This is a genomic window from Catonella morbi ATCC 51271 (assembly GCF_000160035.2).
Lineage (GTDB): Bacteria > Bacillota > Clostridia > Lachnospirales > Lachnospiraceae > Catonella > Catonella morbi.
This window is the reverse complement of sequence record NZ_KI535370.1, coordinates 38,250-64,529: the sequence shown is the minus strand read 5'-3', so window position 1 is coordinate 64,529 and position 26,280 is coordinate 38,250. Positions and strand designations below refer to the sequence as shown.

At 39.0% G+C, this 26,280-nt stretch carries 26 protein-coding genes; all 26 read left to right on the top strand.

Going from position 1 to position 26,280, the window contains the following annotated elements:
* Positions 1 to 3: 3 nt before the first annotated feature.
* The 26 genes from fliY to GCWU000282_RS12890 all read left to right on the top strand — a co-directional run bounded on the left by fliY (position 4) and on the right by GCWU000282_RS12890 (position 26,217).
* Positions 4 to 1,116, top strand: a complete 1,113-nt coding sequence (gene fliY / locus GCWU000282_RS13015; RefSeq protein ID WP_023355618.1) for a flagellar motor switch phosphatase FliY — start codon at positions 4 to 6, stop codon at positions 1,114 to 1,116.
* Between the two features lie 34 nt (positions 1,117 to 1,150).
* Positions 1,151 to 1,510: a flagellar biosynthetic protein FliO gene (locus GCWU000282_RS13010; protein WP_023355617.1), complete on the top strand. Its 360-nt coding sequence runs from the start codon at positions 1,151 to 1,153 to the stop codon at positions 1,508 to 1,510.
* Between the two features lie 15 nt (positions 1,511 to 1,525).
* Entirely contained in the window at positions 1,526 to 2,377 is an 852-nt protein-coding gene (gene fliP, locus GCWU000282_RS13005; protein ID WP_023355616.1) for a flagellar type III secretion system pore protein FliP, read from the top strand.
* Positions 2,378 to 2,391: 14 nt separating this feature from the next.
* Complete coding sequence (fliQ, locus tag GCWU000282_RS13000; protein ID WP_023355615.1) at positions 2,392 to 2,700, top strand: flagellar biosynthesis protein FliQ; 309 nt, start codon at positions 2,392 to 2,394, stop codon at positions 2,698 to 2,700.
* An 87-nt stretch (positions 2,701 to 2,787) separates the two neighbouring features.
* Complete coding sequence (gene fliR / locus GCWU000282_RS12995; RefSeq protein ID WP_023355614.1) at positions 2,788 to 3,570, top strand: flagellar biosynthetic protein FliR; 783 nt, start codon at positions 2,788 to 2,790, stop codon at positions 3,568 to 3,570.
* The gene (gene flhB, locus GCWU000282_RS12990; protein WP_023355613.1) at positions 3,570 to 4,733 is read left to right on the top strand and encodes a flagellar biosynthesis protein FlhB; all 1,164 of its coding nucleotides are present in this window, start codon (positions 3,570 to 3,572) and stop codon (positions 4,731 to 4,733) included. Before fliR ends, flhB begins: the two co-directional genes overlap by 1 nt.
* Positions 4,734 to 4,771: 38 nt before the next feature.
* Positions 4,772 to 6,808, top strand: a complete 2,037-nt coding sequence (gene flhA, locus GCWU000282_RS12985; RefSeq protein ID WP_023355612.1) for a flagellar biosynthesis protein FlhA — start codon at positions 4,772 to 4,774, stop codon at positions 6,806 to 6,808.
* Positions 6,805 to 8,064 carry a flagellar biosynthesis protein FlhF gene (gene flhF, locus GCWU000282_RS12980; RefSeq protein WP_023355611.1) on the top strand — a complete coding sequence of 420 codons (1,260 nt, stop codon included), beginning with the start codon at positions 6,805 to 6,807 and terminating at the stop codon, positions 8,062 to 8,064. The genes flhA and flhF overlap by 4 nt, the downstream gene beginning before the upstream one ends.
* A 30-nt stretch (positions 8,065 to 8,094) precedes the next feature.
* A complete protein-coding gene (locus tag GCWU000282_RS12975) occupies positions 8,095 to 8,994 on the top strand; it encodes a MinD/ParA family protein (protein WP_023355610.1) in 900 nt (299 codons plus the stop codon).
* Positions 8,995 to 9,003: 9 nt separating this feature from the next.
* The gene (locus GCWU000282_RS12970) at positions 9,004 to 9,765 is read left to right on the top strand and encodes a flagellar brake protein (RefSeq protein ID WP_023355609.1); all 762 of its coding nucleotides are present in this window, start codon (positions 9,004 to 9,006) and stop codon (positions 9,763 to 9,765) included.
* Between the two features lie 50 nt (positions 9,766 to 9,815).
* Positions 9,816 to 10,925, top strand: coding sequence for a chemotaxis-specific protein-glutamate methyltransferase CheB (cheB, locus tag GCWU000282_RS12965; protein WP_035041039.1), 1,110 nt, complete (start codon positions 9,816 to 9,818; stop codon positions 10,923 to 10,925).
* On the top strand, positions 10,926 to 13,058 hold the full coding sequence (locus GCWU000282_RS12960) for a chemotaxis protein CheA (RefSeq protein ID WP_023355607.1): 2,133 nt from the start codon (positions 10,926 to 10,928) through the stop codon (positions 13,056 to 13,058). It begins immediately after the preceding gene.
* Between the two features lie 27 nt (positions 13,059 to 13,085).
* Positions 13,086 to 13,553, top strand: coding sequence for a chemotaxis protein CheW (locus GCWU000282_RS12955; RefSeq protein ID WP_023355606.1), 468 nt, complete (start codon positions 13,086 to 13,088; stop codon positions 13,551 to 13,553).
* 16 nt (positions 13,554 to 13,569) lie between these two features.
* On the top strand, positions 13,570 to 14,196 hold the full coding sequence (locus GCWU000282_RS12950) for a chemotaxis protein CheC (protein WP_023355605.1): 627 nt from the start codon (positions 13,570 to 13,572) through the stop codon (positions 14,194 to 14,196).
* Positions 14,197 to 14,261: 65 nt separating this feature from the next.
* Positions 14,262 to 14,747, top strand: coding sequence for a chemotaxis protein CheD (locus tag GCWU000282_RS12945; protein ID WP_023355604.1), 486 nt, complete (start codon positions 14,262 to 14,264; stop codon positions 14,745 to 14,747).
* A complete protein-coding gene (locus GCWU000282_RS12940) occupies positions 14,744 to 15,022 on the top strand; it encodes a hypothetical protein (RefSeq protein WP_023355603.1) in 279 nt (92 codons plus the stop codon). The genes GCWU000282_RS12945 and GCWU000282_RS12940 overlap by 4 nt, the downstream gene beginning before the upstream one ends.
* A 27-nt stretch (positions 15,023 to 15,049) precedes the next feature.
* On the top strand, positions 15,050 to 15,835 hold the full coding sequence (locus GCWU000282_RS12935) for a FliA/WhiG family RNA polymerase sigma factor (RefSeq protein ID WP_035041036.1): 786 nt from the start codon (positions 15,050 to 15,052) through the stop codon (positions 15,833 to 15,835).
* Positions 15,836 to 15,955: 120 nt separating this feature from the next.
* Positions 15,956 to 17,557 (top strand): DUF342 domain-containing protein, encoded by a 1,602-nt coding sequence (locus GCWU000282_RS12930; RefSeq protein ID WP_023355601.1) that lies wholly within the window; start codon positions 15,956 to 15,958, stop codon positions 17,555 to 17,557.
* Between the two features lie 16 nt (positions 17,558 to 17,573).
* The gene (locus GCWU000282_RS12925; protein ID WP_023355600.1) at positions 17,574 to 17,900 is read left to right on the top strand and encodes a hypothetical protein; all 327 of its coding nucleotides are present in this window, start codon (positions 17,574 to 17,576) and stop codon (positions 17,898 to 17,900) included.
* Between the two features lie 11 nt (positions 17,901 to 17,911).
* On the top strand, positions 17,912 to 18,802 hold the full coding sequence (locus GCWU000282_RS12920; RefSeq protein ID WP_035041033.1) for a DUF6115 domain-containing protein: 891 nt from the start codon (positions 17,912 to 17,914) through the stop codon (positions 18,800 to 18,802).
* A gap of 13 nt (positions 18,803 to 18,815) precedes the next feature.
* Positions 18,816 to 19,613 (top strand): hypothetical protein, encoded by a 798-nt coding sequence (locus GCWU000282_RS12915; protein ID WP_023355598.1) that lies wholly within the window; start codon positions 18,816 to 18,818, stop codon positions 19,611 to 19,613.
* Positions 19,614 to 19,754: 141 nt separating this feature from the next.
* A complete protein-coding gene (locus tag GCWU000282_RS12910; RefSeq protein ID WP_035041030.1) occupies positions 19,755 to 20,378 on the top strand; it encodes a TetR/AcrR family transcriptional regulator in 624 nt (207 codons plus the stop codon).
* 84 nt (positions 20,379 to 20,462) lie between these two features.
* Positions 20,463 to 22,199 carry an ABC transporter ATP-binding protein gene (locus tag GCWU000282_RS12905; RefSeq protein ID WP_023355596.1) on the top strand — a complete coding sequence of 579 codons (1,737 nt, stop codon included), beginning with the start codon at positions 20,463 to 20,465 and terminating at the stop codon, positions 22,197 to 22,199.
* Between the two features lies 1 nt (position 22,200).
* Positions 22,201 to 23,949, top strand: a complete 1,749-nt coding sequence (locus GCWU000282_RS12900; protein ID WP_023355595.1) for an ABC transporter ATP-binding protein — start codon at positions 22,201 to 22,203, stop codon at positions 23,947 to 23,949.
* Between the two features lie 195 nt (positions 23,950 to 24,144).
* On the top strand, positions 24,145 to 24,972 hold the full coding sequence (locus GCWU000282_RS12895) for a purine-nucleoside phosphorylase (RefSeq protein ID WP_035041026.1): 828 nt from the start codon (positions 24,145 to 24,147) through the stop codon (positions 24,970 to 24,972).
* A gap of 42 nt (positions 24,973 to 25,014) precedes the next feature.
* Positions 25,015 to 26,217 carry a BMP family lipoprotein gene (locus GCWU000282_RS12890; RefSeq protein ID WP_023355593.1) on the top strand — a complete coding sequence of 401 codons (1,203 nt, stop codon included), beginning with the start codon at positions 25,015 to 25,017 and terminating at the stop codon, positions 26,215 to 26,217.
* The last annotated feature ends 63 nt before the right edge of the window (positions 26,218 to 26,280 follow it).

The following is a 26,280-nucleotide window of genomic DNA, read 5'->3' as shown; positions in this document are numbered from 1 at the left end:
GCCATGGACGGAATGCTTTCGCAGGAAGAGATTAACGCACTGCTTGGCGGTATGGGTGAAGATAGTGGTTCGGATTCTTCTGATACCCAAACTTTGGGAGGTGCGGACCCTTTATCCGGAGAAGAGAAAGATGCCATAGGAGAGATTTCCAATATAAGCATGGGAACTGCTGCTACAACACTTTCTACCTTGCTTAATCAAAGGGTAAATATAACTACTCCTAATGTATCTATAGCTAATTGGGATGATATATCACAGTCATATGACAGACCTTGTGTATTTATCCAGATTTCATATATTGAAGGGCTTGACGGTAATAATATCCTTATACTGAGAGAAAAGGATGTTAAGATAATCACTGATCTTATGATGGGTGGAAGCGGTACTGATGTTGATGCTACAGAACTTACAGAGTTGCATCTTTCTGCAATCTGTGAGGCTATGAACCAAATGATGGGTTCTGCTGCCACTTCAATATCTTCAGTACTTGAAAAGAAGGTGGATATCAGCCCGCCTACAGCAAGTCTCATAGATTTAGAAGGTACTATTGATGAGGAAGGGCTTGGCGATTTCCTAAAAGGTCAATTTGTAAAAGTTGCATTCAGACTGGAAATAGGCTCACTTATAGACAGTGAACTTATGCAGCTTTATCCGATAGATTTTGCAAAGGAGTTGTATAGTAAATTTATGTCATCAACAGAAACAGAACAGCCTGCTCCGGCAGCGCAACAGCCGGCTGCACCTACACCGCAACCTGTGGCACAACAGCCGACAGCACCTGCACCACAACCTATGCCGACACCTGCTATGCCTTCACAGCCGGTGAATGTAGCACCTGCACAGTTCCAGGCTTTTGATACCAATATCAATCCTCTTATGCAGCAGGAAAATATCGGACTTATTATGGATGTGCCTCTTGAGGTAACAGTGGAACTTGGCAGAACAAATAAAACAATTAAAGAAATCCTTGATTTTTCACCGGGAACTATTATAGAGTTAAATAAGCTTGCCGGTGAAGCTATTGATCTTCTTGTAAATGGGAAGTATGTAGCTAAGGGTGAAGTTGTGGTTATTGAAGATAACTTCGGTATCAGAATAACAGAAATAGTTAAATAAGATCCTTCCTGAGGATATTTTATGGAGGATTATTATGGTTCTGATGGGAAAGACGGGTATGATAGGCAGCCTTGCACAAATTTTTGGAATGTTGGTTGCTTTTGCTGTTATTGTTGCAGCTGCCTACTTTGTATCTAAATACTTCGGCAAATATGCAGTTAAGGCCAGAGAAAACAGTAATATAAAGGTTGTTGAAACGAGCAGGATTACTGTAGACAAGTATTTGCAGATAATTGAGGTTAACGGACAGTTTTTCTTAATAGGAATAAGTAAAAATAATATTAACCTTATATCTGAGCTTGATGCAGATAGAATAAAAGCTTGCATACCAAAAGAAATTGAAAGATTTTCTTTTAAGGAATTTTTGGAAAAAGCTAAATCAAAAGAAAAATAAGAAAAGGTTGGTAACATGAGAGAACATCCTTTATGTACAAAAAAGTTTAATATACTATATCTTGGGATTGTTTTAGTGCTTGTATGTACCGCCCTTTTTTTTGTTACTCCTGTATATGCGATAGATAACAGGACGGGAAATACGGTAGATAGGAGTTCCAATGATAGCGACAGTTTTACTACGGGAACCTCTCCGTATAATATAGGTATTAATCTGACTACGAACGGAGATCAGGGTGGACTGGCAGCTACACTCAGAATAGTTTTGGCACTTACCGTGCTTGGACTTGCGCCTTCTATTCTGATACTGCTTACATCATTTACTAGAATTATAGTTGTATTACATTTTGTCAGATCTGCACTTACAACACAAACAACTCCGCCTAATCAGGTATTGGTAGGTTTGGCATTATTTCTTACCTGGTTTATAATGGCACCCATTTTTATGCAGATAAATACTGAAGCTTTAAAGCCGCTTACAGATGGTAAGATAAACTTTGAACAGGCTTATGAAGTTGGAATAAAGCCGCTAAGAACCTTTATGTATAAACAGACAAATACAAAAGACATAAGGCTTTTTCTTGATATAGCGGGGATAGATGAAGTTAAAGATATGGAGGAGATACCTACCAATGTACTCATTCCGGCCTTTATAATAAGCGAGCTCAGAGCGGCATTTATAATAGGTTTCTGCATATACATACCCTTCCTTGTCATAGATATGGTGGTTTCATCTACGCTGATGTCGATGGGGATGATGATGCTTCCTCCGACAACTATTTCCATGCCGTTTAAGATTTTGCTTTTTATAATGGTAGATGGCTGGGATTTGGTTATAGGGAATTTGGTTAAGTCATTTGTGAAATAATATAGGAGGCTGATATGAGTGTAGATAGGGTTATAGACATATCCAGAGAAACAGTTATGCTTATTCTTAAACTCTCTGCGCCTATGCTTTTGGCATCTTTGGTAGTCGGTCTTATTATAAGTTTAATCCAGACAATTACATCTATACAGGAACAGACTCTTACCTTCGTGCCAAAGCTGATAGTTACAATGCTTATGCTTGTGCTTACCGGCGGTTGGATGATGACTAGTCTTTCGGAATTTGCAACAGAGCTTTTTTCAAATTTTGGTAACTATATTTATGAAGGAGCAGGCTTTATAGGATATTTTGGCTTATATTTTTAAGAAATCCTAAAGTACTTGAAATAATGTAAACGATGGAAGCAAAATGATTTGTTTTCTTAATCAAATATAAACTAAGAAAGTTTGGGGATGAAGATGCAGCTGCAGTTTACCGTTGAGAATTTAGAATATTTTTTATTCATAGTTACGCGAGTATCTGCTTTTGTGTTTACATCCCCGTTTTTTAATTTTGGAAGTATACCGAGGCAGCTTAAAGTAGCTTTTACTCTTATTTTTTCTGCTTTACTTTATCTTACACTTCCATACACGGAAGTGAGATATCCGGGTATTATAGGCTTTACATTTATGGTGATGTCAGAAGCTTTGGCGGGAGGGATGCTGGGATATTTTACCAATATAGTTATGACCATACTTAACTTTACAGGTCGTCTGATAGATATGGAAATAGGTTTTGCCATGGTAACAATGTTTGATCCGGTATTTAAGGTAGATACTTCGGTTTCCGGTAACCTATATAATTATTTTACTATTCTTTTACTTTTGATCGGAAATTTCCATCACTATTTTTTGGCGGCTTTTGTAGATGCTTATAAGGTCATACCTATAGGAAGGGCTATGGTAAATGCAAATACAGTCAATGTTATAGCAGATTTTCTGGGAAATTATTTTCTTATTGCTATGAGGCTTATGTTACCCATATATGCAACTATGCTCCTTGTAAATGCAGTACTCGGAGTTATGGCGAAAGTAGCACCTCAGATGAATATGTTTGTTGTAGGTATTCAGCTAAAGCTTCTTGTAGGCCTTGCAGTTATGGTACTTATGACATCTATGCTTCCGGGAGTTGCTGATTATCTTACCAAAGAAATGCAGGATGTATTTCTTAAGGCGGTGGAGGCGCTTAAATCATAGTGTGTTTTTGTGTTGGAGATTGCAAAGATGATGGAAATACTATACAATTAGAGAATAGGAGATTTGTCTACAACCTCCAGTTCTTCGGTGAAGGAGGAGATAAGACGGAGAAGGCAACCCCTAAGAAATTAGAGGATGCAAGAAAAGAAGGCCGGGTTGCCCGAAGCTCTGATTTAATTAACGGTCTTATGCTTTTACTTATGTTCTTTGTACTGAGAATATTTGGAAATTTCATGGCAAAGGGCTTTTTGGAAAGCTTTGTAAAATACTATAATAAAACCGCTGATATTTCAATGGAAATATTTGATGTAAAGCAGGCTGTAAACCTTGGGAATGAAATAGTATTTGATATCGTAATTGCCTGCCTGCCCGTACTTATAGGAAGTTTTCTGGTTGCCTTTGCGGGAAATGTGGTTCAGATAGGCTGGAAGGTAACGACAAAGCCGCTAAAGCCTAAACTTGACAGGCTTAATCCCATAGGTGGATTAAAGCGAATGTTTTCTCAGGAAAAGGTAGTAGAGCTTATTAAGTCCATACTGAAAGTACTCGCTATTGCTATAGTTGCCTACAATGAGGTTAAAGACAGATGGCTGTTCATACTGAATCTTTATGATTTTGAGTTTATGCAGGCAATAGTTAATATTTTTGATATAGTTTTGGATGTAGGTGTGAAAATAAGCGTATTATTTGTTATAATAGGAATTGCTGACTTTGGCTATCAGAAGTGGAAACATTTACATGATTTAAGAATGAGTAAGCAGGAAGTCAAAGATGAAATGAAGCAGAGTGAGGGAGATCCTCAGGTGAAAGGCAGAATCAGGCAAAAGATGAGAGAGGGAGCCAGAAGGAGAATGATGCAGGAACTTCCTAAGGCGGATGTGGTTATTACCAACCCTACTCATTTTGCGGTGGCGATAAAGTATGATAAAGAAAAGGCTGAGGCTCCTTATGTGCTGGCAAAGGGTGCGGACTATGTTGCTGCTACAATAAAAGAAGCCGCAAAAGAACACAAAATTGAGATAGTTGAGAATAAACCGTTGGCCCGTATGCTCTATTATAATGTTGAAATAGGAGAGCAGATACCGCCGGAACTGTATCAGATGGTTGCAGAGGTATTGGCCTATGTATACAGTGTTAAAAATAAAGAGATTCTTATTGATTAAAAATAATAGATGAAAATATAGAGAGGAGGGACGCTGAAATGGGAAATAAGGCTAGTTTTGGGATTGGCAGTTTTATACTTCTTACAGTAATAATGTTTATTATTCCTATTCCGAGCGTGCTTCTGGACGTATTTCTTGCGATAAATCTTTCACTTGCAATGATAGTTCTTTTCAATGCAATGTTTTCCAAAGAAGCGCTAGATATGTCAAGCTTTCCTACTATCCTGCTTTTTACCACTATATTCAGAATATCACTTAATATATCGTCTACAAGGCTTATCCTGCTTACGGGAGAACCGGGAAACGTGGTAAAGACTTTCGGACAGTTCGTAGGCGGTGGTGACCTTATAGTAGGTGTGATAGTATTTTTTATTCTTGTTATAGTACAGTTCATTGTTATCAACCAGGGTTCGGAGAGAGTAGCCGAGGTTTCGGCGAGATTCACTCTTGATGCTATGCCGGGTAAACAGATGGCTATAGATGCTGACCTTAATACGGGAGCAATCACAGATGAACAGGCCAAGGAAAAAAGACAGAAGATTCAGGATGAGGCATCATTCTTCGGTTCGATGGATGGTGCCAGTAAGTATGTAAAGGGAGATGCGATTGCAGGTCTTATTATTTCCGTAATAAACTTTGCGGGAGGTATTGCTCTCGGAGTATTGCAGAGAGGAATGAATGTAAATGAAGCCCTCAACAGATATTCAATACTTACTATAGGAGACGGCCTTGTTTCACAGATTCCTTCACTTCTCATTTCTCTTGCCACAGGTGTGCTTGTAACCAAGGTAAGTAAGGAAGCAGACCTTGGAAATATTCTTGTCAAGCAGTTATTTTCCGTTCCTAAGGTATTATATCTGGTTGGTGCTGCCCTTATATTCTTTGGTGTGGCAACACCGCTTAGTACTGTAATATTTATACCTATGGGAATTTTCTTTTTGGTAGCAGGTTGGCGTATGTCTAAAAATCTCGGAGAAGAGGAGATTGAAGCTGAGGCTACCGCTGAAGAAGAAGCGGCAGAGGAAATCAGAAGGCCGGAGAATGTTAATTCGCTTTTACAGGTGGATGCTATAGAGTTGGAGTTTGGATACGGAATTATTCCGTTAGCGGATGTTAATCAGGGCGGAGACCTGCTTGACCGAGTGGTAATGATAAGGAGACAGATAGCCATAGAACTTGGCTGTGTGGTTCCTATTATCAGACTTAGGGATAATATCCAGCTAAATCCCAATCAATATGTTATTAAGATTAAAGGGGTACCTGTCAGTGAAGGAGAGATACTCTTTGATCACTATATGGCTATGAATCCGGGATATGTAGAGGAAGAAATCACGGGTATACCTACATTTGAGCCTTCATTCAACCTGCCGGCTATCTGGATTACGGAGGCGCAGAGAGAAAGAGCGGAGGCTCTCGGTTACACAGTGGTTGATCCTCCTTCGATTATAGCAACTCATATTACTGAGATAGTAAGGAGACATATCTGGGAGCTTATTACCAGACAGGATGTACAGAATCTTATTGACAATATTAAAGATCAGGATCAGGCACTTATAGGAGAGCTTGTACCTAAACTGCTCAGTGTGGGTGAGATTCAGAAGGTGCTCCAGAATCTCGTCAGAGAGGGTATATCCATAAGAGATTTGGTTACTATTTTGGAAACTCTCGCAGATTATGCTACAACCACACATGATACGGACGTGCTCACTGAGTATGCAAGACAGGGACTTAAGAGAGCTATATCCAATAAATATTTTCCTCCAAATGAAACTACAAGTGTAGTAACATTGGATCCTAAGATAGAACAGGAAATTATGAATTCTGTAAAACAGACAGAGCAGGGAGCATATTTAACTATAGATCCTGCGGTTGCACAGAATATAATGGATTCGGTTAAGATAGAAATTGACAAGCTGGACAAATTAGGAAAGGCTCCGATAGTAATGACTTCTCCAATAGTAAGGATGTACTTCAAAAAGCTGACTATGGATTACTTTTCAGACCTGACAGTGCTTTCCTATAATGAAGTAGAACCTAATGTAGAATTACAATCGGTAGGGATGGTAACTATATGATAATTAAGAAATTTAAAGCAGAAACTGAAAAAGACGCTATTCTTCTGGCAAAGGAAGAACTTGGCGGAAATGCGGTAGTAATGAATATTAAAACCACAACGCCAACAGGATTTTTCAAATTTTTACGTAAACCTTATGTGGAAGTTACTGCCGCAATTGATGAAAATATTGAATATAAGCCTAAGACAGAACAGACGCCTGAAAAGATACAGGAGAAGCCTGCGATTAAGCCTCAGGTGAATGAGGTTTCCGCAATAGAGAAGAAATTAAATGACCTTCAGGGACTTCTTGAAAAGCAGCTCAGTGATTCAAAGATTAAAGAGATGAGAGATACATCTAAAGTAATTACCAATACAGAGAAACAGTCTGAAGTTGCGGGTGACTTTTCTGAAAGCTTTGAGACAGAAAAAAATCATAAAGAAGAAGATGCACAGGCAGATAAAAATACGAATGCAGAAAAGAAGGAAAATAGGCTGAATGCCTGTATGCAGCTAATCCATAGGCAGCTGATAAACAATGAGGTGGATGAAAAGTATGTAAACGAGATTACAAGTGAGATAGAAAGCACCATTAAGAAGGATGCCCAACTGGACCGCATACTCGGAGCCGTATATCAGAAACTTGTGCTTAAACTTGGGCAGCCAAGCCTTGTGGATATAACACCGGGTAAGACAAAATATGTTTTCTTCTTAGGACCGACAGGTGTAGGTAAGACTACTACAATAGCAAAGATAGCTTCAAGTTTTAAACTTAAAGAGAAACGAAGTGTGGGACTGCTTACAGCAGATACATACAGGATAGCCGCTGTGGAGCAGCTAAGAACTTATGCGAATATTCTAGGTATACCTTTAAGTGTGGTTTATTCTGCTTCGGAAATCGAAGAGGCAAGAAAAGAATTGGACAGATATGAGGTGGTACTTGTAGATACTGCGGGAAGGTCGGATAAAAACAAAGAGCAGATTGCTGAGTTAAAAAGACTTCTAAATGCTATACCTGAAGAAGACAGGGAGGTATATCTGGTACTTTCGGCAACAACGAAATACAATGATTTAACAAGGATAACGGATGTTTACAAGAATGTCGCAAGATATAAGCTTATTTTTACTAAAGTAGATGAAACAGGAACAATTGGAAATATTTACAATATTCTTATGTATACAGGTGCAGACTTATCATATATGACCTTTGGTCAGAATGTTCCGGATGATATAGGTGCGGCTGATACTCAGGCCATTGCAAAACAACTGTTGTTATAAAAACAGTAAAACTAAGAGAATAGGAATAATATGGATCAGGCACAGAATTTAAGAAATATAATAAAGGCCGGCGGCACTAAGGAGGTGCTGTCCAGGGTTATAACCGTTACAAGCGGTAAAGGCGGGGTAGGTAAGTCGAATTTGGCTATTAATCTGGCGATTTCCTTAAGCAGATTGGGGAAAAAGGTAGTAGTCTTAGATGCTGATTTTGGGCTTGCCAATATCGAGGTTATGTTGGGAATAAGACCGCAGTATAATCTTTCTGACCTTATGTTCAGAGGCAAATCTTTATCCGAAATTATTACCGAAGGACCTGAAAATGTCGGATTTATTTCAGGAGGTTCAGGCATAAGGGAAATGACGAACCTTACTAAAGAACAGTTAATAAATTTATCTGCCAGACTTTCCGAGCTTGACAGACAGACAGATGTAGTGATAATAGATACAGGAGCGGGAATTTCGGGAAATGTGATGGAATTTGTGGTGTTGAGTGGGGAAGTGCTTTTGATTGCCACTCCTGAACCTACATCAATTACCGATGCTTATGCTCTGCTCAAAACACTTAACTATCAGCCTGAATTTACAAGAGAGCATTGTCATATCAAACTTATAGCAAATAAAGTGAGAAATGAGAAAGACGGAAGAGAATTGTTTGAAAAACTAAGCGTAGTTGCAGATAAATTTCTTAACATTTCTTTAGAATATATGGGCGCGGTTCCTTCAGATAACAATATGAGTAAGGCAGTAATGAAACAACAGCCTTTATCTGTTGCATATCCAAACTCGCAGGCGGCAAGAGCCATAGATGATATGGCAAGAATATTAGCAGCCCCTCAGGGTGAGGCTGTGATTAAGCCTGTAAGAAGGGGACTGGTAGGAATATTTTCGGAAACATTGAAAAGAACATTGAAAGGTAAAGAAAGGGGGTAAGGTATAAAAATGGGAAATTATTCTATTTCTATCGGAGATAAAGTTGATGTAATTCGTCAGGCATATATTCGAAAGGATACCGGAGAACCTGACACACTAGGAAGTAAAGTAATTGATATAATTGATGATATTACATTTAAGCTTACCATGCCTATGAATAAAACTATAACAATAGCACTTGAAGTCGGCGAAGAAAGCTATATGTATTTTTATACTGTTTATGGAATATTAGCGGCAAGAACCGTAGTTCAGGAACGCTTCTTTGAGGGAAGTATAGCTGTAATGGTAATCAAGTTGGTTACAGAACTTGAAAAAACACAGAGAAGACAGTACTACAGACTCCAGTGCTCTATAGATGCCAAAGTGCATGTTTTAACAGATGAAGAAAAAAAAGGGCTTAATGATTTTATTGGTGAAAGTAAACTTATTCTTGCCAATAAAAGCCGTTACATAGATATAATTGCAGAAAATACAAACAGTTGGGAAGAATGTACCGTTATTGACTTAAGCGGTGGCGGAGTCAAGTATTTATCCGATAAAGAAAGACAAAAGGGTGAACTTGTAATACTTTCCATTGAGTTGCAGGCGGGAGAAGAACTTAAAAGATACTTTTTATTAATGAATGTTATAAGTATATTCAGGAAATCTACGGAATCAATCAAATATGAAATAAGAACTAAATTTATGGGGTTGATAGAAACTGCAAGAGATGAAATAGTAAGATTTGTTTTTGATGAAGAAAGAAGAAACAGGCAAAAAGAATTATTGTAATTAGTCCTAAAGTATTGTCTTTGATTGATTTGTGAAGGGATATGGTTAGAATGAAGAATATTTTACTAGTTGATGACTCTGCACTCATAAGAAGAGTCATATCTGATATAATAAACTCCGACGGCAGATTTCAGGTTAAAGATATTGCTCGTGATGGATTGGAAGGACTTAATCAGCTTCTTAAAAATAAGGGTAGCTATGATGTGGCTATCTTGGATGTTAATATGCCTAAGATGACCGGACTTGAATTATTGGCTGAGATGGGAAAGGCAAAAATTAAGATTCCCGCGATTATGGTAAGTACCCTTGTAAAGGAAGGAGCGGCTGAGACTATTAAGGCTTTAGATCTTGGCGCTTTTGATTTTGTGCTTAAGCCGGATAGCTATGATAAGAGCAGAGAAGATGACTTCAGGACTAATTTAATAAGAAGTCTGGAGGCGGCAACGAAAACACCGACAAAAGCTCTGTCAATGTCAGGAACGGGTTTAACTGATATCACGCCGAATAAGATGATTACAGGCTTAAGCTCTAATACAGCAACAAGAAGTCTTGTTTATCCAAAAAGAACAGGTGCAGGTAATGGTAAGGTGCTTATTGCTCTGGCATGTTCTACGGGCGGACCTAAGGCTTTACAGAACGTTATCCCTATGCTTCCGCGCAGAATAGGTGCAGGGATGTTAATAGTACAGCATATGCCGGAAGGATTTACAAAATCTCTTGCTGACAGGCTTCATGAAAGCAGCAAGGTAAATGTAAAAGAGGCGGATGACGGTGACATTATAAAGGAAAATCATCTTTATATAGCCAAAGGTGGATATCAGCTCAGAGTCAATGTGCAGTCAGGTGAAAGTGTTATTTCACTTGTAAAAGATCCTCCGAGGGGAGGGCTGAGACCTTGTGCTGATATTATGTATGAGTCCCTGATGGGAAGTGCTTATGACAAGATAGTCTGTGTGGTGCTTACCGGAATGGGTGCTGATGCAAAAGAAGGAATACGACAGTTGAAACAAACAAACAATGTTTATGTTATAGCCCAAGATGAGCCTACCTGTACGGTATATGGTATGCCTAGGATGGTAGCTGAAGCTGGTTTAGCGGATGAAGTTCTGCCGCTTAATCAGATTGCCGGTGCTATAGTAAAAGCGACGGGGGTATATTAAATGGATACAAGTCAATATTTGGATATTTTCGTAGATGAGACCAAGGAACATATTCAGGTTTTAAGTGATCAGATCATGGTTCTTGAGAAAGAACCGGACAATAGTGATGCTATTGCGGAAATATTCCGTTCAGCTCATTCCTTAAAGGGAATGGCGGGAACAATGGGATTTAAGAGGATGCAGCATCTTACACATGATATGGAAGATGTGTTCTCGGCAGTACGTGAAGGCAAGATGAAAGTAAATGACAGTCTTGTAGACACACTTTTCAGAGGCCTTGACGCGATTCAGGAGTATTTGGATTTAATTCAGGAAACTTCTGATGAGGGTGACAATGATAATGAAGCCATTATAAATGAGCTTAACCATTTCTTAAACGGTGGCGGAGAGACTGCGGAGGCCGCGCCTGCTTCTCCGGCTCCTTCAACCGAAGCACCTGCAGCGACAGCAGCAGCGGTAGCTACCGAAGAAGTCGCACAGGAAATAGGCAGTAAGGCAAAATTTCATGATATTAAAATATCCGAAGTTGAAGAACATGCTATAAAGAAGGCACACGAAGAAGAAATGAATGTATTCGGAGCTACCGTTTATATTCAGGAATCCTGTCTGCTTAAGGCTGCAAGAGCCTTCCTTGTATTTAAGGCACTTGAGGAAATCGGAGAGATAATTATATCAAGTCCTTCGGTTCAGGAAATAGAGGATGAAAAATTTGATTTTGATTTTAGCCTTATCTTTTTAACCAAAGAAACTGAAAATGAGGTAAGAGCTGCAATCCAGAGTGTTTCCGAAATTGAAGAAGTTGTAATTGAAGCAATAGAAGAAAAGGAAGTTGAAGAGCCTAAGAAGGTTGAGGAGCCAAAGAAAGAAGAAGCTCCTAAGGCAGCTCCTGCTCAGACTGCCACGGCAGCCGCAGCAGCTCCTGCACCTGCTGCTAAGCAGGATGCAAAAGCTAAGGGTAAAGGAAAACCTGTAGTAAGCCGCTCGGTTCGTGTAGACATAGAAAAGCTTGACAGCCTTATGAATCAGGTAAGCGAGCTTATTATTGCCAAGAACGGACTTGTGTCAATGAGCACAACCGATAAGAGAGAAAACGGTGATATTTCTGCTTTTAATGAGCAGATAGAATATCTTGGTACAGTTACTACAAACCTTCATGAGACGGTTATGAAGGTGAGGATGGTACCTATTGAGAGCACGGTTCAGAAGTTCCCTCGTATGATTCGTGATCTTTCAAAGAAGCTTGATAAGAAGATGGAACTCTATATGACAGGTGAGGATACTGAGCTTGACAGAACTGTTGTGGATGAGATTGGTGATCCTCTTATGCACTTACTCCGCAATTCGGCTGATCATGGTCTTGAATCGAATGAGGAGAGAGTTCGACTCGGTAAACCTGAGGTAGGTTCAATCTTCCTCGATGCTTATCAGGAAGGAAATAACGTTGTTATTGAAGTTCGCGATGATGGTGCCGGTATCAACGTAGAAAAAGTTAAGAAGAAAATGGTTGAAAGAGGACTTGTCCCTGCCGATCAGATTGATACGATAACAGATAAAGAAGCTATAGCTACACTTTTTTCACCAAGTTTCTCCACTGCCGATCAGGTAAGTGATGTATCAGGCCGCGGAGTTGGTCTTGATGTTGTTAAGACTAATATTGAATCTCTTGGAGGTACTATTGAGTGTAAGACAGAGCGTGGAGCGGGAAGCAGCTTTACCATAAGACTTCCGCTGACCCTTGCGATTGTTCAGGCACTTATGGTTGAACTCGGAAATGAGAAGTACGCTATACCTCTTGCAAGCATTCAGACAATAGAAGAAGTTGCCAAGAGTGATATTAAGTATGTTCAGTCCAAAGAGGTAATAAGCCTTCGCGGAACTGTTATCCCTCTTATAAGGCTTGATTCGCTTCTGGATGTTCCGGACAGAGATTTACATTCAGATAATATAGTTATAGTAATAGTAAGGAAGGCTGATAAACTCGCAGGACTTGTAGTTGATGGACTTATCGGACAGCAGGAAATAGTTATCAAGTCTATTGGAAAGTATATCAATACTCCTAAGTTGATAAGCGGTTCAACCATACTCGGAGACGGAGAGGTTGCACTTATCCTAGACGCCAATGTATTACTTTAGTCCGGATTTTGAAAGGAGTATAGAATCATGGAGAAAAGAAGTTTAGAAGTAGAGTCAAAGCAGTACATTGTTACTAAGCTTGATACAGAGCAGTATGGAATTGATATAAGTTATGTAGACAATATTGTAAGGATGACAAGAATTACAAGAGTTCCTAAATCACAGCCTTATTTTAAAGGAATAATTAATCTTCGAGGTGAGGTTATACCGGTTATGAGCTTAAGGCTTAAATTTGGCTTACCTGATGATGAGGTTACAAATGCGACAAGAATCATTATTATTAAACTGGAAGATTTAGACGGTTCGATAGGTCTTCTTGTAGATGAGGTTAAGGAAGTTGTTACCTTGCCGGATGATTCTATAGAAAAGCCGTCTAACAGCAATAACGGGGAAAAAGCAAAATATCTCTTGGGAGTCGGAAGAACTCATGATACTTTGATTTCCTTACTTAATATGCAGAATGTAATTATAGAAAAGGAAAAGGAACCAGCATAGTTTCGGAGGTAGGCCAGTGGCAAATTTTGATTTGAATAATGTGGATGGAATGCAGTTTGATGTTCTGAGAGAACTTGGTAATATCGGAGCCGGAAATGCTACTACAGCTCTGTCAAGTATGTTGAATACCAAAGTAGACATGAATGTTCCTAAGGTAGACCTTCTCGGTTTTGACGAGTTACATGAGATTATGGGCGGAGCTGAGACCATAGTTGTAGGTATTCTTGTTACCCTTGATGCGGATATTGATGGAATGATGATGTTTATGATGAAAACCAAGTCAGCTTTTGGCTTGGTAGATATCCTCTTTGGAAGACCGGTGGGTACTACGCCGGAGGATGCGGAACTTGATGAGATGTCTTTGTCTGCACTTAAAGAGTTGGGAAATATTATTTCGGGTGCATACATATCGTCTTTATCATCAATGACTAATTTAACAATAAATCAGTCAATCCCATATCTGTCCATTGACATGGCCGGCGCAATTCTCAGTGTTCCCGCTATTGAGTTTGGAAAGCTCGGAGATAAGGCATTGTTAATTGAATCCCAGTTTATGGAGGACAATAACGATGTAACAGGTTATTTTATTCTTACGCCTACAATTGATTCGTATAATAAAATATTGACATCTCTTGGTTTGTGATTCTGATACAATAAAAGTTTGAGAGAGCCACAGGCAGTTGAGTCTGCCTGTGGATTAGGTTTATTATGGAAAAAATGATTAAAGTCGGAATGGGTGATCTTAAAGTGTGTAAGGCTCCGGATAATCTTACTACTCTGGGGCTTGGTTCCTGTGTGGGAGCTGTGTTATATGACAAAACAACGAAGGTAAGCGGTATGTTGCATTGTATGCTTCCTGACAGTACTAAAATCGCTAATAATGCCAACATAGCTAAGTTTGCGGATACAGGTCTTGATGAACTTTTAAAACAGATGATAGCTTTAGGGGCAAGGAAAACTTCTATGATAGCAAAAATTGCCGGAGGAGCGCAGATGTTTGCGTTTTCCAATTCAAATGATATGCTTAGGGTAGGAGACAGAAATGTTGATGCGGTGAAGGCAAAATTAAAATTGCTTGGAATACCTATAGTTGCATCAGATACAGGCTTAAACTACGGTAGAACCATAGAATTTTATTCTTCAACAGGTGTGCTTCTGGTCAAAGCTGTTGGTAAGGGAAGTAAAGAGATATGAAATACAGATATTTACCGGCGCTGGTTATGTTGTCAGCGGGCGCAATTACTATATTTATCTGCCTGTATAACAGGTATGAAACTTTGTACAGCTTAAAGTTGTTATTAGCCGTACTTATAATATTTTTAATAATTGGCAGTCTTAGCAGAAGAGCTCTTATCAAAATAAGTGATATGGGAAAAGAAGATAATAAGACTAAGATTGTCGTAAAAGCTGTTGAAGAAGAAAATCCGGAAGAAAAAACTGATGATGAGGACAGTGGTCAGCCTGGCTGATAGTAAATGCAGAGGAGAGAGTTTTTTATGGCAGATGAAAAAAACGGTATAAAATTATGGGAACAGTATGCCAAAAAACCGACTCAGGAACTTCGGGAAAAATTGATTATAGAATACGCTAATCTTGTGAAGATAATAGCGGGAAGAATGTCGATTTATCTTGGCTACAATGTTGAGTATGATGATTTGGTTGGATATGGGATATTTGGTCTCATAGATGCCATAGACAAATTTGATCATGTAAAAGGGGTTAAATTTGAAACTTATGCCAGCCTTAGAATCAAAGGAGCAATTCTTGATCAGATAAGGAAAATGGATTGGATTCCGAGAACCATGCGCCAAAGACAAAAAAAATTGGAAGCCGCCGAAAGAGCAATAGAAGAAAAATACGGCAGAATGGCTACTGATGAGGAAATTGCCGCAGAACTCGGAATATCTGTAGATGAATACGGAAGCTGGCAGAGTCAGGTAAGTATGTCAGGAATTATTTCCCTGGATGATTATTTGGAACAGGGCAGTGACCTGGTAGCCGATAAATCCGGCAGCAAGCTCGGTATTTCCGGTTTTGAACAACCTGAGGAAGCCGTGGAAAAAGAAGAACTCAAGGAATCTTTGGCAGTTGCTATAGAAGGACTTACGGAAAAAGAACAAAAAGTTATAGCATTGTACTATTATGAAGAATTGACATTAAAAGAAATAAGCCGGGTACTTTCAGTATCAGAATCCAGAGTGTCTCAGCTTCACACTAAGGCACTTACTAAGTTGAAGGAAAAACTGGGCGATTATATCGATATATTTACAAGATCAATGTAAGTCGGGCTTATTTACAGAGTATTATGTAAAAGTATATTACTTAAGACTTGCTTAGAGTTATACAGGAAGAGAACGCTTAGGATAAAAATCCGCTTTTCGGATAATCTTAAGGAGAGATGTATGGTTTATAGAAATGCTTTTTTTCAAATGCTGATAAAGGATGCGGTATACATAAAATACTTTCCGCCTCGTGAAGGAGGAGATAAGCTAAATCTTGATGAATTTACAAGCTATCTCAATTCTCATAGCATAGAAATTGACTATAAAGAATTTTCAAAGGCTGTTATAGCGGCTAAAGAACCGTTTATATTTAAAACCAATACTGAAAGAACCTATCCCGAAGCCGAAAAAATGATAGTTAAAATTTCGGAAGACGGGATGAAGGCTGTATGCAGATTCATACCGCCATCGACGGGCGGGAGAATAATGCATAAAGAAGATCTGTTAAAAGATTTGGAGTTTAACGGAGTCAAATTTGGGATAATAGAAGCAGAAGTAGATAAGTATATTAATAATAAACAATATTGTACAGACTATATTATGGCGGTAGGTAAAAATGCCGTAAATGGCCATGATGCGAAGATTATTTATAAATTTAATACGGATTTACAGGCCAAACCCAAAGAAAATGATGATGGTACCGTAGATTTTTATGATTTAGACATAATTGCAAGTGTTTCAGAAGGAGATGAGCTTGCAGAACTTATAAAAGAAGATGAAGGCACACCGGGTATGGATGTAAGAGGGCGTTTAATCAAGCCTGCCAAGGTAGAAAAACTCAGTTTCAAATATGGAAGGGATATATCTGTATCCGAAGACGGACTTCACCTTATAAGTAACATAACGGGACATGCAATTCTCGATCATGAAAATAAAGTAAAGGTTTCAAATATATTTACGGTGGCTAAAGATGTAGATATTTCTACAGGTGATATAAATTATGACGGAAATGTTGAAGTAAGGGGTAATGTTATAAACGGCTTTAAGATAACGGCTACGGGGGATGTGATTATAGGAGGTACTGCTGAAGGAGTTCAAATAACTGCCGGAGGCAAGATTATTCTTAAACGCGGAATTCGTGGCATGGGCAAAGGAATATTAAAGTCGGGAAGTAATATTGTTGCCAAATTCGTGGAGAATACCACGGTACAGTCGGGTGGATATATTATGGCTGACGCAATAATATATAGCGATGTATCCGCTAAGAGTGATGTTATTGTAAATAGCAGGAAGGGCTATGTAAATGGCGGAACCATAAGATCTGAAACCCGTATAAGGGTGAAAAATGCAGGCTCTGAGATGGGAACCAGGACTAGTATGGAGGTTGGAGTAGATCCGAGCCTGTTAAGAAGATATAAGACGGTTCAGAATAAAATAGAAGAAGTAATGAAAAGAATGGAAGTTTCGAGCAAATCCATAGAACTTTATAAAAGAAAGCTTCAAAACGGAGATAAACTTTCGCCTGAAAAACTTTCACAATTTAAAATTCTTGCGATGGAATATAAGCAGGACAGCGAGAAGATTGTTTCTCTGCAGGAAGAATTTATGTATATACATGAAGAAATGCAGAAACAGGATGGGGGAGTTATAGAGGTAGGAAACAGAGTTTATCCCGGTGTAAAAGTAGTAGTTGTTGATGCTACGCTTTATGTAAGGAATGAGGTTAGGGGTGTGAAGTTTGTTAGGGATGGAGCTGATGTAATAGCGAAACACCTGTACTAAATTTAGAGAGGAAATTATGCCTATTCAAAGTATTGATAATTATTTGATGCCTAACAGAAGTCAGGAGGCATCAATTCTCAGGGCTCATGAAGAAAACAGAATTCCGGCTGAGCAAAGGTTTTTGACTCAGGAGGTAAATGAACAGGCTGACAGAAAGCTGAACAGAGCTAATGAAGCTGATAATGTGGAACTTAGGGAGGATGGCTTTGACCCCAGAGAAAAAGGAAATAATGAATATTATATTCCGATGAAGAAAAAAAAGAAGAAAGAAGAAGCACCTTCTTCTGAGAAGTCAGATAAAATGATGGGTACTGCCGGCAGAACAATAGATATAAAATTGTAAGTGAGGGGTTTATGGATACTATAATTATATTGTGCATGATAGCCGGAGCCATCCTTATCGGAGCAAGTTTTTTCATAAAAGAAAACTCAGATATCGACAATGAGGAAAAAGAGAAAATAGCAGCGGAAATAAGGTCATTGGCTCTTAGCACCGAAAGTCTCCAAAAGGTGTTGAATAAGTTTGAAAAAGATTTTGGGGGTAAACTTTCTGATATTGCTGAAGATAAGCTGGTGAGCAGTACTGACCGTCTGGCGGAGCTTACCAATAATAAGATGCTTGCAATTAATGAGATGAGCGGGCAGTTAATTGAAAAGATTGAGCAAAACCATAAGGAAGTAATCTTCTTGTACGATATGTTGAATGAAAAAAGCGATAATCTCAAGGATTTTTCAGCGAAAATAGACGGTCTCAGAAAAGAACTTGAAAGTGAAGAAAAAAGAATCAGGGCACTTAACCATGATTTGGATGATAAAATATTGAAGGTTAAAGAAGTAAGACAGACTGTGATTACAAAGTCTGCAAAAACTGCTCCTGCACATAATGAAGGCACACAAAATCTTTCTACGGGAATAGAACGGGTAAAAGCCGGCGATACTGTTCATAATACAGCACCGACTCAGGCTCATTCTCTTGTGCAGATGCAAATGAAAGAAGGTGCCGAAGTAAAATCCGTATCTGAACCGATAAGTACCGGGAAAGAGCCTGCCAAAGGAGCAGAGCTTGCAAACGGTAAGCAACCGGTGACGGAGGATATAGTCAGACCTGAACAGGCAGAGGAAAATTCCGTCAAAGATAAGATACTCTCAATGAAGGCAGAAGGAAAATCAGTACTTGAAATATCCAAAACTCTCGGAATGGGACAGGGTGAAGTACAGTTGATTTTGGGATTATACGGCAAATAGTGGAGGAAGTTAAGTGAAATTAAAATTTCTGTTAAGAGGCATAGGAATCGGAGCCGTTTTAATGGCTGCAATTATGTATTTCATATACGGAAAGTCAGACAAAACTCTGAGCGATGATGAAATAAGGGCAAGAGCCAGAGAGCTTGGTATGTTTACAGTAAGTGAATTTCAGGAAAAGGAGCTTAATTCGTTAAAGGATAAACTTCCGGGACTGTCTGAATTAAAGGTAGATGAGAAAATAGAAACTGCAGATGATAACAGTAAAATTCCTGATGATTCTGCGAAAACAAAGAATACACCCAGTGAAGAAGGTGGAGAAGCCGGATTATCCGCAGATGAAGGAGATAAGACCGAATCATCCACAGAACCCAAAGGAAATAAAACCGGAGCTTCCGACAATGGAAACTCCGAAAAAAAGCCTGCCGAAACAGGAAGTACCGAAGACGGAGATACCACAGCCGGTAAAGCCGAAGCCACAGGTGCCGGAATTGAAGCATCCAAATCCCGAGCGGCCGAAACCGGGAACACCGAAAAGACAGATGTAGCTCAAAAACCTAAGCCAAAGCCTGTAGAAAAACCGAATAATACCGAACCAAAAGTTATTTCGAATAAGGTTAATTTTTCAATTACAGCAGGTATGAGCTCTGAGAAGGTAGCAGCATCTCTTAAGGCATTGGGACTTATTGACAACAGTACTGAGTTTAACAAGTATCTTGTAACTTATGGTTATGCAGACAAAATAAAAGTCGGTAACTTTGAAATTCAGTCAGGGCAGAGCTATGCGGAAATAGCAGCCAAAATAACAAAATAAACAAAATTCGACACATTTAATTATGTAGTCGGATTTTTGTTTTTGGAAAAGAAATTTTCATATTATAATCTTGACAATCGTTATCAATAATGTTATTATTTTGGTAAACAGTGTTTACTACTTTGAGAAAGAGGGATTATTTTGCCAAGAGATAAGAATGATTCGCATGTGATTATACTTAAGAATGCAAAGAAGGAATTTTTGGAATTTGGTTTTGAAAAAGCTTCCATGCGTTCCATAGCAAAGAAGTCAGGAGTTACAGCAGGTGCTTTGTACAAACATTTTGCGGGTAAAGAGGAGATGTTTAATGCATTGGCAGAGCCTGTCTATAAGAAACTTTTGAGCTTATTTGACAAGTACACAGACTCTGTTATGGATGACATTGAAGCAAATTCCGATGAGCTTTTTGATGATTCCGTAAAGGGTACAACAGGGGTACTCAAGCTTATATATGAACATTTCGATGAATTTCAGCTTATGTTTAACTGTTCTGCTGGAACAAGATTTGAACATATTAGAGAGAAAATAGTTGAAATTGAAGAGGTTTCTACAAAGGAATTTCTTATAAAGGCAGAGGAAAACGGGCTTGCTCCGACAAGGCTTTCAGATACGGAGATACATATATTTGCTACAATGTCGCTTACTCCGCTTTTTGAAGTCATAACTCATGGCTATCCGTATGAGGAAGCGGTAAAAATAGTGGAACTTATGTCGAGGGCACAGAATTATGCCTGGGAGAAGATTGTAAACTTAAAGGTGAATTAGAGAATCCTGTAAGCAGGATTTTCTTCTGTTTTAAAGGTTAGTAAACATTTTGAAAAAATATTTACCTATAAGGAGGAGATTAAAGTGAAGGTATTAAAAGGTCATATGCGTCAGGTTGTATTTTCTATCCTGATGGCAATAGTGGGGGTCGGATTTAGTATAATTCCGTACTATGCACTGGCTGATATTGTGGTAAAAATGATGAATGTAGAGGTAATAAGCGGAGAGAGAGTGTTTGCCAATTACCATTATGTAAATGATTTGGTTCTCATCTTTGCAGGACTTATTTTAAGCATCATTTTTCATGAAATTTCTACACTTACTTCTCACAATCTGGCTTTTCGCATTATTGAAAGTGAGAGGAAGAGGCTTGTGGGAAAGCTTGGCAGGCTTTCCATGGGTGAGATTGAAACGAAAAGCAGCGGACAGTGGTCGCAGTTTATGGTTGAAACCCTCGACAAGCTTGAACAGCCCATTGCTCATGTCATCCCGGAGGTACTTGCCAATGTGATTATACCTATAGTTATAGTTGTTATTATTTTTACCCTTGACTGGAGGATAGGCGTTGCAAATCTTCTGACCTTGCCTGTGGGTTTCTTTTTCTCAACACTTATGATGTCAGGCTATGCTGAGAGGTCGAAGCGTTATCAGGAAGCTTCGAAGGCCATGAACACAAGCATAGTTGAGTACATAAGGGGAATACAGGTAATCAAAGCTTTTAACAAGTCTGCATCTTCTTACGGAAAGTTTAAGGAAGCTGTAAATAACAACAGAGATGCTATGCTTGACTGGTATTTACATGTTTGCTTTGCAACTACAGCAGCTATGGAAAGTTTTCCGTCCACACTTTTATTTGTACTGCCAACCACATTTTATCTTTATATGACCGGAAGTATTACTATACAGGTGGTAGTTATGGGAATTTTGCTCTCATACGCTTCTTACAGACCTTTGATAAAAGCTATGAGCCATGCCGATACTATGGCAAATGTAGGGGTCATATTAAATGAAATAAATAAGGTTATGGAGCTTCCTGAGCTTAAAAGAGGAGATAAGGAGTTAAGTGTTTCTTCTTATGATGTTAAGTTTGATAATGTAAGTTTTAGTTATGACGGAGAGAAAAAGGTATTTGAAAACCTCTCATTTACAGCAAAAGAGAAGAAACTTACAGCCATAGTAGGCTATTCCGGTGGGGGAAAATCTACCATAGCCAAACTGATTGCCGGCTTTTGGAATGTAAATTCAGGCCATATTTACATAGGAAATGCAGACCTGTCCCAAATGCCTCTTAGCCAAAATATGGACTTAGTAACCTATGTTTCACAGGAAAATTTCTTATTCAGGAAAAGTATCTTAGAAAATATGAGGTATGCAAAGGCTGATGCAAGCTTAGAAGAGGTACAGGAAGCCTGCAAAAAGGCAAGCTGCCATGACTTTATTATGAGCCTTCCTGACGGCTACAATACTGTGGTCGGTGATTCAGGTGATACCCTGTCAGGCGGTGAAAGACAGAGAATTACGATTGCAAGGGCTTTGTTAAAAGACAGCCCTATTGTACTTTTAGATGAGGCCACTGCCTATTCCGACCCTGATAATGAGGCAGAAATACAAAGGTCTATAAATGAACTGATTAAGAGTAAAACAGTAATTATGATAGCTCACAGACTTTCTACCATAATTAATGCTGACAATATTCTGGTTATAGATAAGGGAAGAATAGAGAGTCAGGGAACACATAAAGAGCTTCTTTCTAACAGCCCTGTTTATAAAGAGCTCTGGGAAGCGCATATGGGAGCTGATGAGAAAGGAGAGGTGAGATAAGATGATTGAGTTGATAAAAAGACTTTACATAGTTGCAGGTAAACAGTCCGGCAGAATAACCAAAATGCTGATATTTAATACGTTGAAATCATTTTTTGAAAGCTTTATGCTGGGTGGAGTTTTATTTATTCTGATGAAAATATGTGAGGGAATATTTGATAAAAATCCGGTGGTTATGAAAGATGTATACACAGTAGCAGTTATAGAACTTGTCGGAGTTGTGGGGAAAATCACCTGCGGATATTTTGCGGATAAAAATAAGAATACAGCTTCATATAGTTTTGGTGCGGAAAATAGGCTGATTGTAGGTGACAGGCTTAAAAAAGTGAATATGGGATACTTTAATGACAACAGTCTCGGAGATGTGGCAGGCAGAATGTCCACAGCCATAAGTGAGCTTGAAACCGTAGGAGTATTTATTATAACCGCACTGATTGCAGGAACTATACAGACAGTGATGATGGGAATTTTTATCTTCCCTTTCGATATGATTACAGGCTTTATTATACTTGCGACCATTGCAATAGGAGTTTTTATTAATAGCCTAGTACAGAATAAGATGGACAGGCTAACCACAGTTCTTCTAAAAATCAGAATAAATCTAAGTGCTAAAACTCTTGAATACGTAAAAGGAATAAGCGTACTTAAGGCTTTCGGTAAAAATAAAGAGATAGCTAAAGAACTGGAGGACAGTATTTCGGCAACCAGAAAGGGATTTCTTGATATAGAAAAAATAATGGCGCCCATCCAGCTTTTATATTTAGCAGTATTTAAGCTTGGTATAGTGGCTATAATCGGAACATCCCTTCTAAGATTTTGGAGAGGAAATTTAAATCCCACTAAGGCTATTATGCTGATAGTGGCGAGTTTTGTGGTATTTTCAGGTATTGAAATGGTAGGCGGTATGCAAAACCTTAAAGGAATTGCAGTACAGGATTTGGATTCTGTAATGAAGCTTCGCTCTTTGAAAATGATTGATGAAGGAGAAAAAACCGAGATAAATGAGCCTTCGGTTGAACTTAAAGATGTAAGTTTTTCTTACGGAGAAGGTGAACTATTTCACAAACTTAATCTTTCTATACCTTCAGGTAAAACTACCGCCATTGTGGGATTTTCAGGAAGCGGTAAGACCACTCTTTGCAACCTTGTTTCAAGATTCTGGGATGTTACGGGGGGAGAAGTGATAGTAGGAGGTAAAAATGTAAAAGATTTTAACTATGATGCCTTTCTTGCAAATTTCAGTTTTGTATTTCAGGATGTATATCTTTTTGATGATACGGTAAGAAATAATATTAAATTCGGTAATCAGGATGCTACTGACGAAGAAATGATGGAAGTGGCAAAAAAAGCAAGATGCCACGATTTTATTATGAGCTTATCTGATGGCTATGATACAGTATTACAGGAAGGCGGTTCCAACCTTTCGGGCGGTGAGCGCCAGAGAATATCCATTGCCAGGGCTATGTTAAAGCCTAGCAAGATAGTAATCCTTGATGAAGCAACTTCAAGTATAGATCCTGAAAATGAGAAGCAGCTTTTACAGGCACTTGAATATCTGCTGAAGGATAAAACAACTATAATAATAGCGCATAAGTTAAACACAATTAAAAATGCCGACCAAATTGTGGTGCTTGATAAGGGAGGTATTGAAAGCTGCGGCACCCATGCCGAACTTATGCAAAAATCACCGGTTTATCAGAAATTTGTAGCTTACAGGGAGAGCGCGACCAAATGGGAAGCCAGAAGTTGATAAGCTTATACTTGCACTAATATGATATATAACCTGAATCATTCACGCTTCCGGGTCGCAGACATCTTAATCTATGCGGTGTAACCGGATAAGATGTTTTGTTAAACGTTTTGTTAAATGTTTCGTGAATAATTCGGGTATAATTATTGAAGAAATTAGAATTTAGTGTATAATGGTTTAGGAGAGGAAGTTGCTATGAACAATGTATATGAAAGACTTAAAAGCTGCTATGAAAGCATAAAGGGAAGAATCCCTTTTATACCTAAGATTGCCCTGATTCTGGGCTCAGGACTTGGAGACTATGCAGAGACAATAAAGAAGATAAAAACTATAGATTATAGTGAAATTAAAGATTTTCCGGTTTCTACTGTTTCAGGTCATAAAGGAAGGTTTGTATTTGGCTATGTAGGAGAGGTTCCTGTTGTTATTATGCAGGGAAGGGTGCATTATTATGAAGGCTACCCTATGGAAGATGTTGTGCTTCCAACCAGGCTTATGAGGATGATGGGGGCGGAAGTTCTTTTTCTGACCAATGCTTCCGGCTCTGTGAATAAGGAATTTGTGGCAGGCGACTTTATGGTGATTACTGATCACATTATGAACTTTGTACCTTCTCCGCTCATCGGACCTAATTCGGATGAGGTGGGACTTCGTTTCCCTGATATGTCAGAGTTATATGCTAAAGAGCTGATAGGCATTATAGATGAGGCAGCTGCAGAATTAAAGATTGAGTTGCGCCATGGTGTTTATGTACAGGCAAGCGGTCCTAACTTTGAGACTCCGGCTGAGGTAAGAATGATGAGAATACTAGGCGGAGATGCGGTAGGCATGAGTACTGCCTGTGAAGCAGTTGCTGCAAGGCATATGGGAATGAAAGTTTGTGGGATTTCCTGTATCTCCAATCTGGGGGCAGGCTTATCGGAAGTACCTTTAAGCGATGAAGACGTAAAGGTTACAGCAGCAAGAGTGGCTCCGCTGTTTACAAAGCTTATAACCGAAGCCATTATCAAAATGGTTAACTGATTATGCGGTTCTAAAAATTTATATATAAAGTGAGGTAAAAAAATGAAAAAGTTTCTAAAAGTAGTAACAAGTGCAGTGCTCAGTGTGGCTCTTTTAACCGCCTGCGGGAGCACAACAGCACCAAAGTCATCAGAGTCTAAGGCTTCATCAGCAGCTTCAAAGACATCATCTGCACAGACTTCCTCTGCTGCATCTAATGCAACAGAGGAAGAGGGCTTAAAGATAGCCATCGTATCCAGCCCTTCAGGCGTTGATGACGGAAGCTTTAACCAGGATATCTATAACGGTATTCTTGCTTTCATTGGAAATCATGCTAATGCCAAGGTAACTCCAGTGCGTGAGGAGAGCGGTGATACTGCAGCAGCCATTCAGGCTGTAGCCGATATTGTGGCAGATTATGATGTCATAGTATGTTGCGGATTCCAGTTTGCAGGAATCGGAAGTCTGGCACAGGATAATGCAAACACCAAATTCATCCTGGTGGATTCCTACCCAACAGATGCTGAAGGTAAGGAAATAGTATGTGACAATGTTTATGCTATGCAGTTCAAGGAGCAGGAGAGCGGTTTCTTTGCAGGTATGGCGGCAGCTCTTGAATCAAAGACAAAGAAGGTTGCAGTTGTAAACGGTATAGCTTATCCTTCCAATGTAAATTATCAGTATGGTTTTGAATCGGGTGTTAACTATGCTAATGCGAAATTTAACACAGATGTAAAATGCATCGAACTTCCTTCTTATGCAGGTACGGATGTTACCAATGCAAATGTTGGCGGAAACTATGTAGGCAGTTTCTCGGATGAAGCTACAGGCAAGGTAGTGGGTAAGGCTCTTTTAGATGAAGGCTGTGACATCCTCTTTGTGGCAGCAGGCGGTTCCGGAAACGGTGTATTTACTGCAGTTAAGGAAGCTAAAGATGCAAAGGTTATCGGTTGTGATGTAGACCAGTATGATGACGGTGCAAATGGCGACAGCAATATCATTTTAACATCAGGACTTAAAGTAATGCATACTAATGTTGAAAAACAGCTTGAGAACATTCTTGCAGGAACCTTCAAGGGTGAGAATGCCCTTCTTGGAGCTGATACAGACTCTACAGGCTATGTAAAGGATGAGGGCAGACATCAGCTTTCTGCTGAAACAGTTACAAAGCTTGATGAGGCTTATACTCTGTTAAAGGATGGCAAGATTGTACCTGCTGCAAACTTTAATAACTTAACACCGGAAGATTTCACAGGACTTAAGTAAAGGCCGGGAAACAGATAAATATTGTTACCTTATAGCTGCTCGGCATGGAAGATGAAATTAACT

Coding starts and splice junctions, on each gene's coding strand:
- fliP (WP_023355616.1), top strand. CDS start 1,526: ATGAGAGAACATCCTTTATGTACAAAAAAGTTTAATATACTATATCTT.
- GCWU000282_RS12960 (WP_023355607.1), top strand. CDS start 10,926: ATGGATACAAGTCAATATTTGGATATTTTCGTAGATGAGACCAAGGAA.
- GCWU000282_RS12895 (WP_035041026.1), top strand. CDS start 24,145: ATGAACAATGTATATGAAAGACTTAAAAGCTGCTATGAAAGCATAAAG.
- GCWU000282_RS12935 (WP_035041036.1), top strand. CDS start 15,050: ATGGCAGATGAAAAAAACGGTATAAAATTATGGGAACAGTATGCCAAA.
- fliQ (WP_023355615.1), top strand. CDS start 2,392: ATGAGTGTAGATAGGGTTATAGACATATCCAGAGAAACAGTTATGCTT.
- flhF (WP_023355611.1), top strand. CDS start 6,805: ATGATAATTAAGAAATTTAAAGCAGAAACTGAAAAAGACGCTATTCTT.
- fliR (WP_023355614.1), top strand. CDS start 2,788: ATGAAGATGCAGCTGCAGTTTACCGTTGAGAATTTAGAATATTTTTTA.
- GCWU000282_RS12900 (WP_023355595.1), top strand. CDS start 22,201: ATGATTGAGTTGATAAAAAGACTTTACATAGTTGCAGGTAAACAGTCC.
- GCWU000282_RS12970 (WP_023355609.1), top strand. CDS start 9,004: ATGGGAAATTATTCTATTTCTATCGGAGATAAAGTTGATGTAATTCGT.
- GCWU000282_RS12930 (WP_023355601.1), top strand. CDS start 15,956: ATGGTTTATAGAAATGCTTTTTTTCAAATGCTGATAAAGGATGCGGTA.
- GCWU000282_RS12955 (WP_023355606.1), top strand. CDS start 13,086: ATGGAGAAAAGAAGTTTAGAAGTAGAGTCAAAGCAGTACATTGTTACT.
- GCWU000282_RS13010 (WP_023355617.1), top strand. CDS start 1,151: ATGGTTCTGATGGGAAAGACGGGTATGATAGGCAGCCTTGCACAAATT.
- GCWU000282_RS12890 (WP_023355593.1), top strand. CDS start 25,015: ATGAAAAAGTTTCTAAAAGTAGTAACAAGTGCAGTGCTCAGTGTGGCT.
- GCWU000282_RS12975 (WP_023355610.1), top strand. CDS start 8,095: ATGGATCAGGCACAGAATTTAAGAAATATAATAAAGGCCGGCGGCACT.
- GCWU000282_RS12925 (WP_023355600.1), top strand. CDS start 17,574: ATGCCTATTCAAAGTATTGATAATTATTTGATGCCTAACAGAAGTCAG.
- GCWU000282_RS12940 (WP_023355603.1), top strand. CDS start 14,744: ATGAAATACAGATATTTACCGGCGCTGGTTATGTTGTCAGCGGGCGCA.
- GCWU000282_RS12945 (WP_023355604.1), top strand. CDS start 14,262: ATGGAAAAAATGATTAAAGTCGGAATGGGTGATCTTAAAGTGTGTAAG.
- GCWU000282_RS12920 (WP_035041033.1), top strand. CDS start 17,912: ATGGATACTATAATTATATTGTGCATGATAGCCGGAGCCATCCTTATC.
- fliY (WP_023355618.1), top strand. CDS start 4: ATGGACGGAATGCTTTCGCAGGAAGAGATTAACGCACTGCTTGGCGGT.
- flhA (WP_023355612.1), top strand. CDS start 4,772: ATGGGAAATAAGGCTAGTTTTGGGATTGGCAGTTTTATACTTCTTACA.
- cheB (WP_035041039.1), top strand. CDS start 9,816: ATGAAGAATATTTTACTAGTTGATGACTCTGCACTCATAAGAAGAGTC.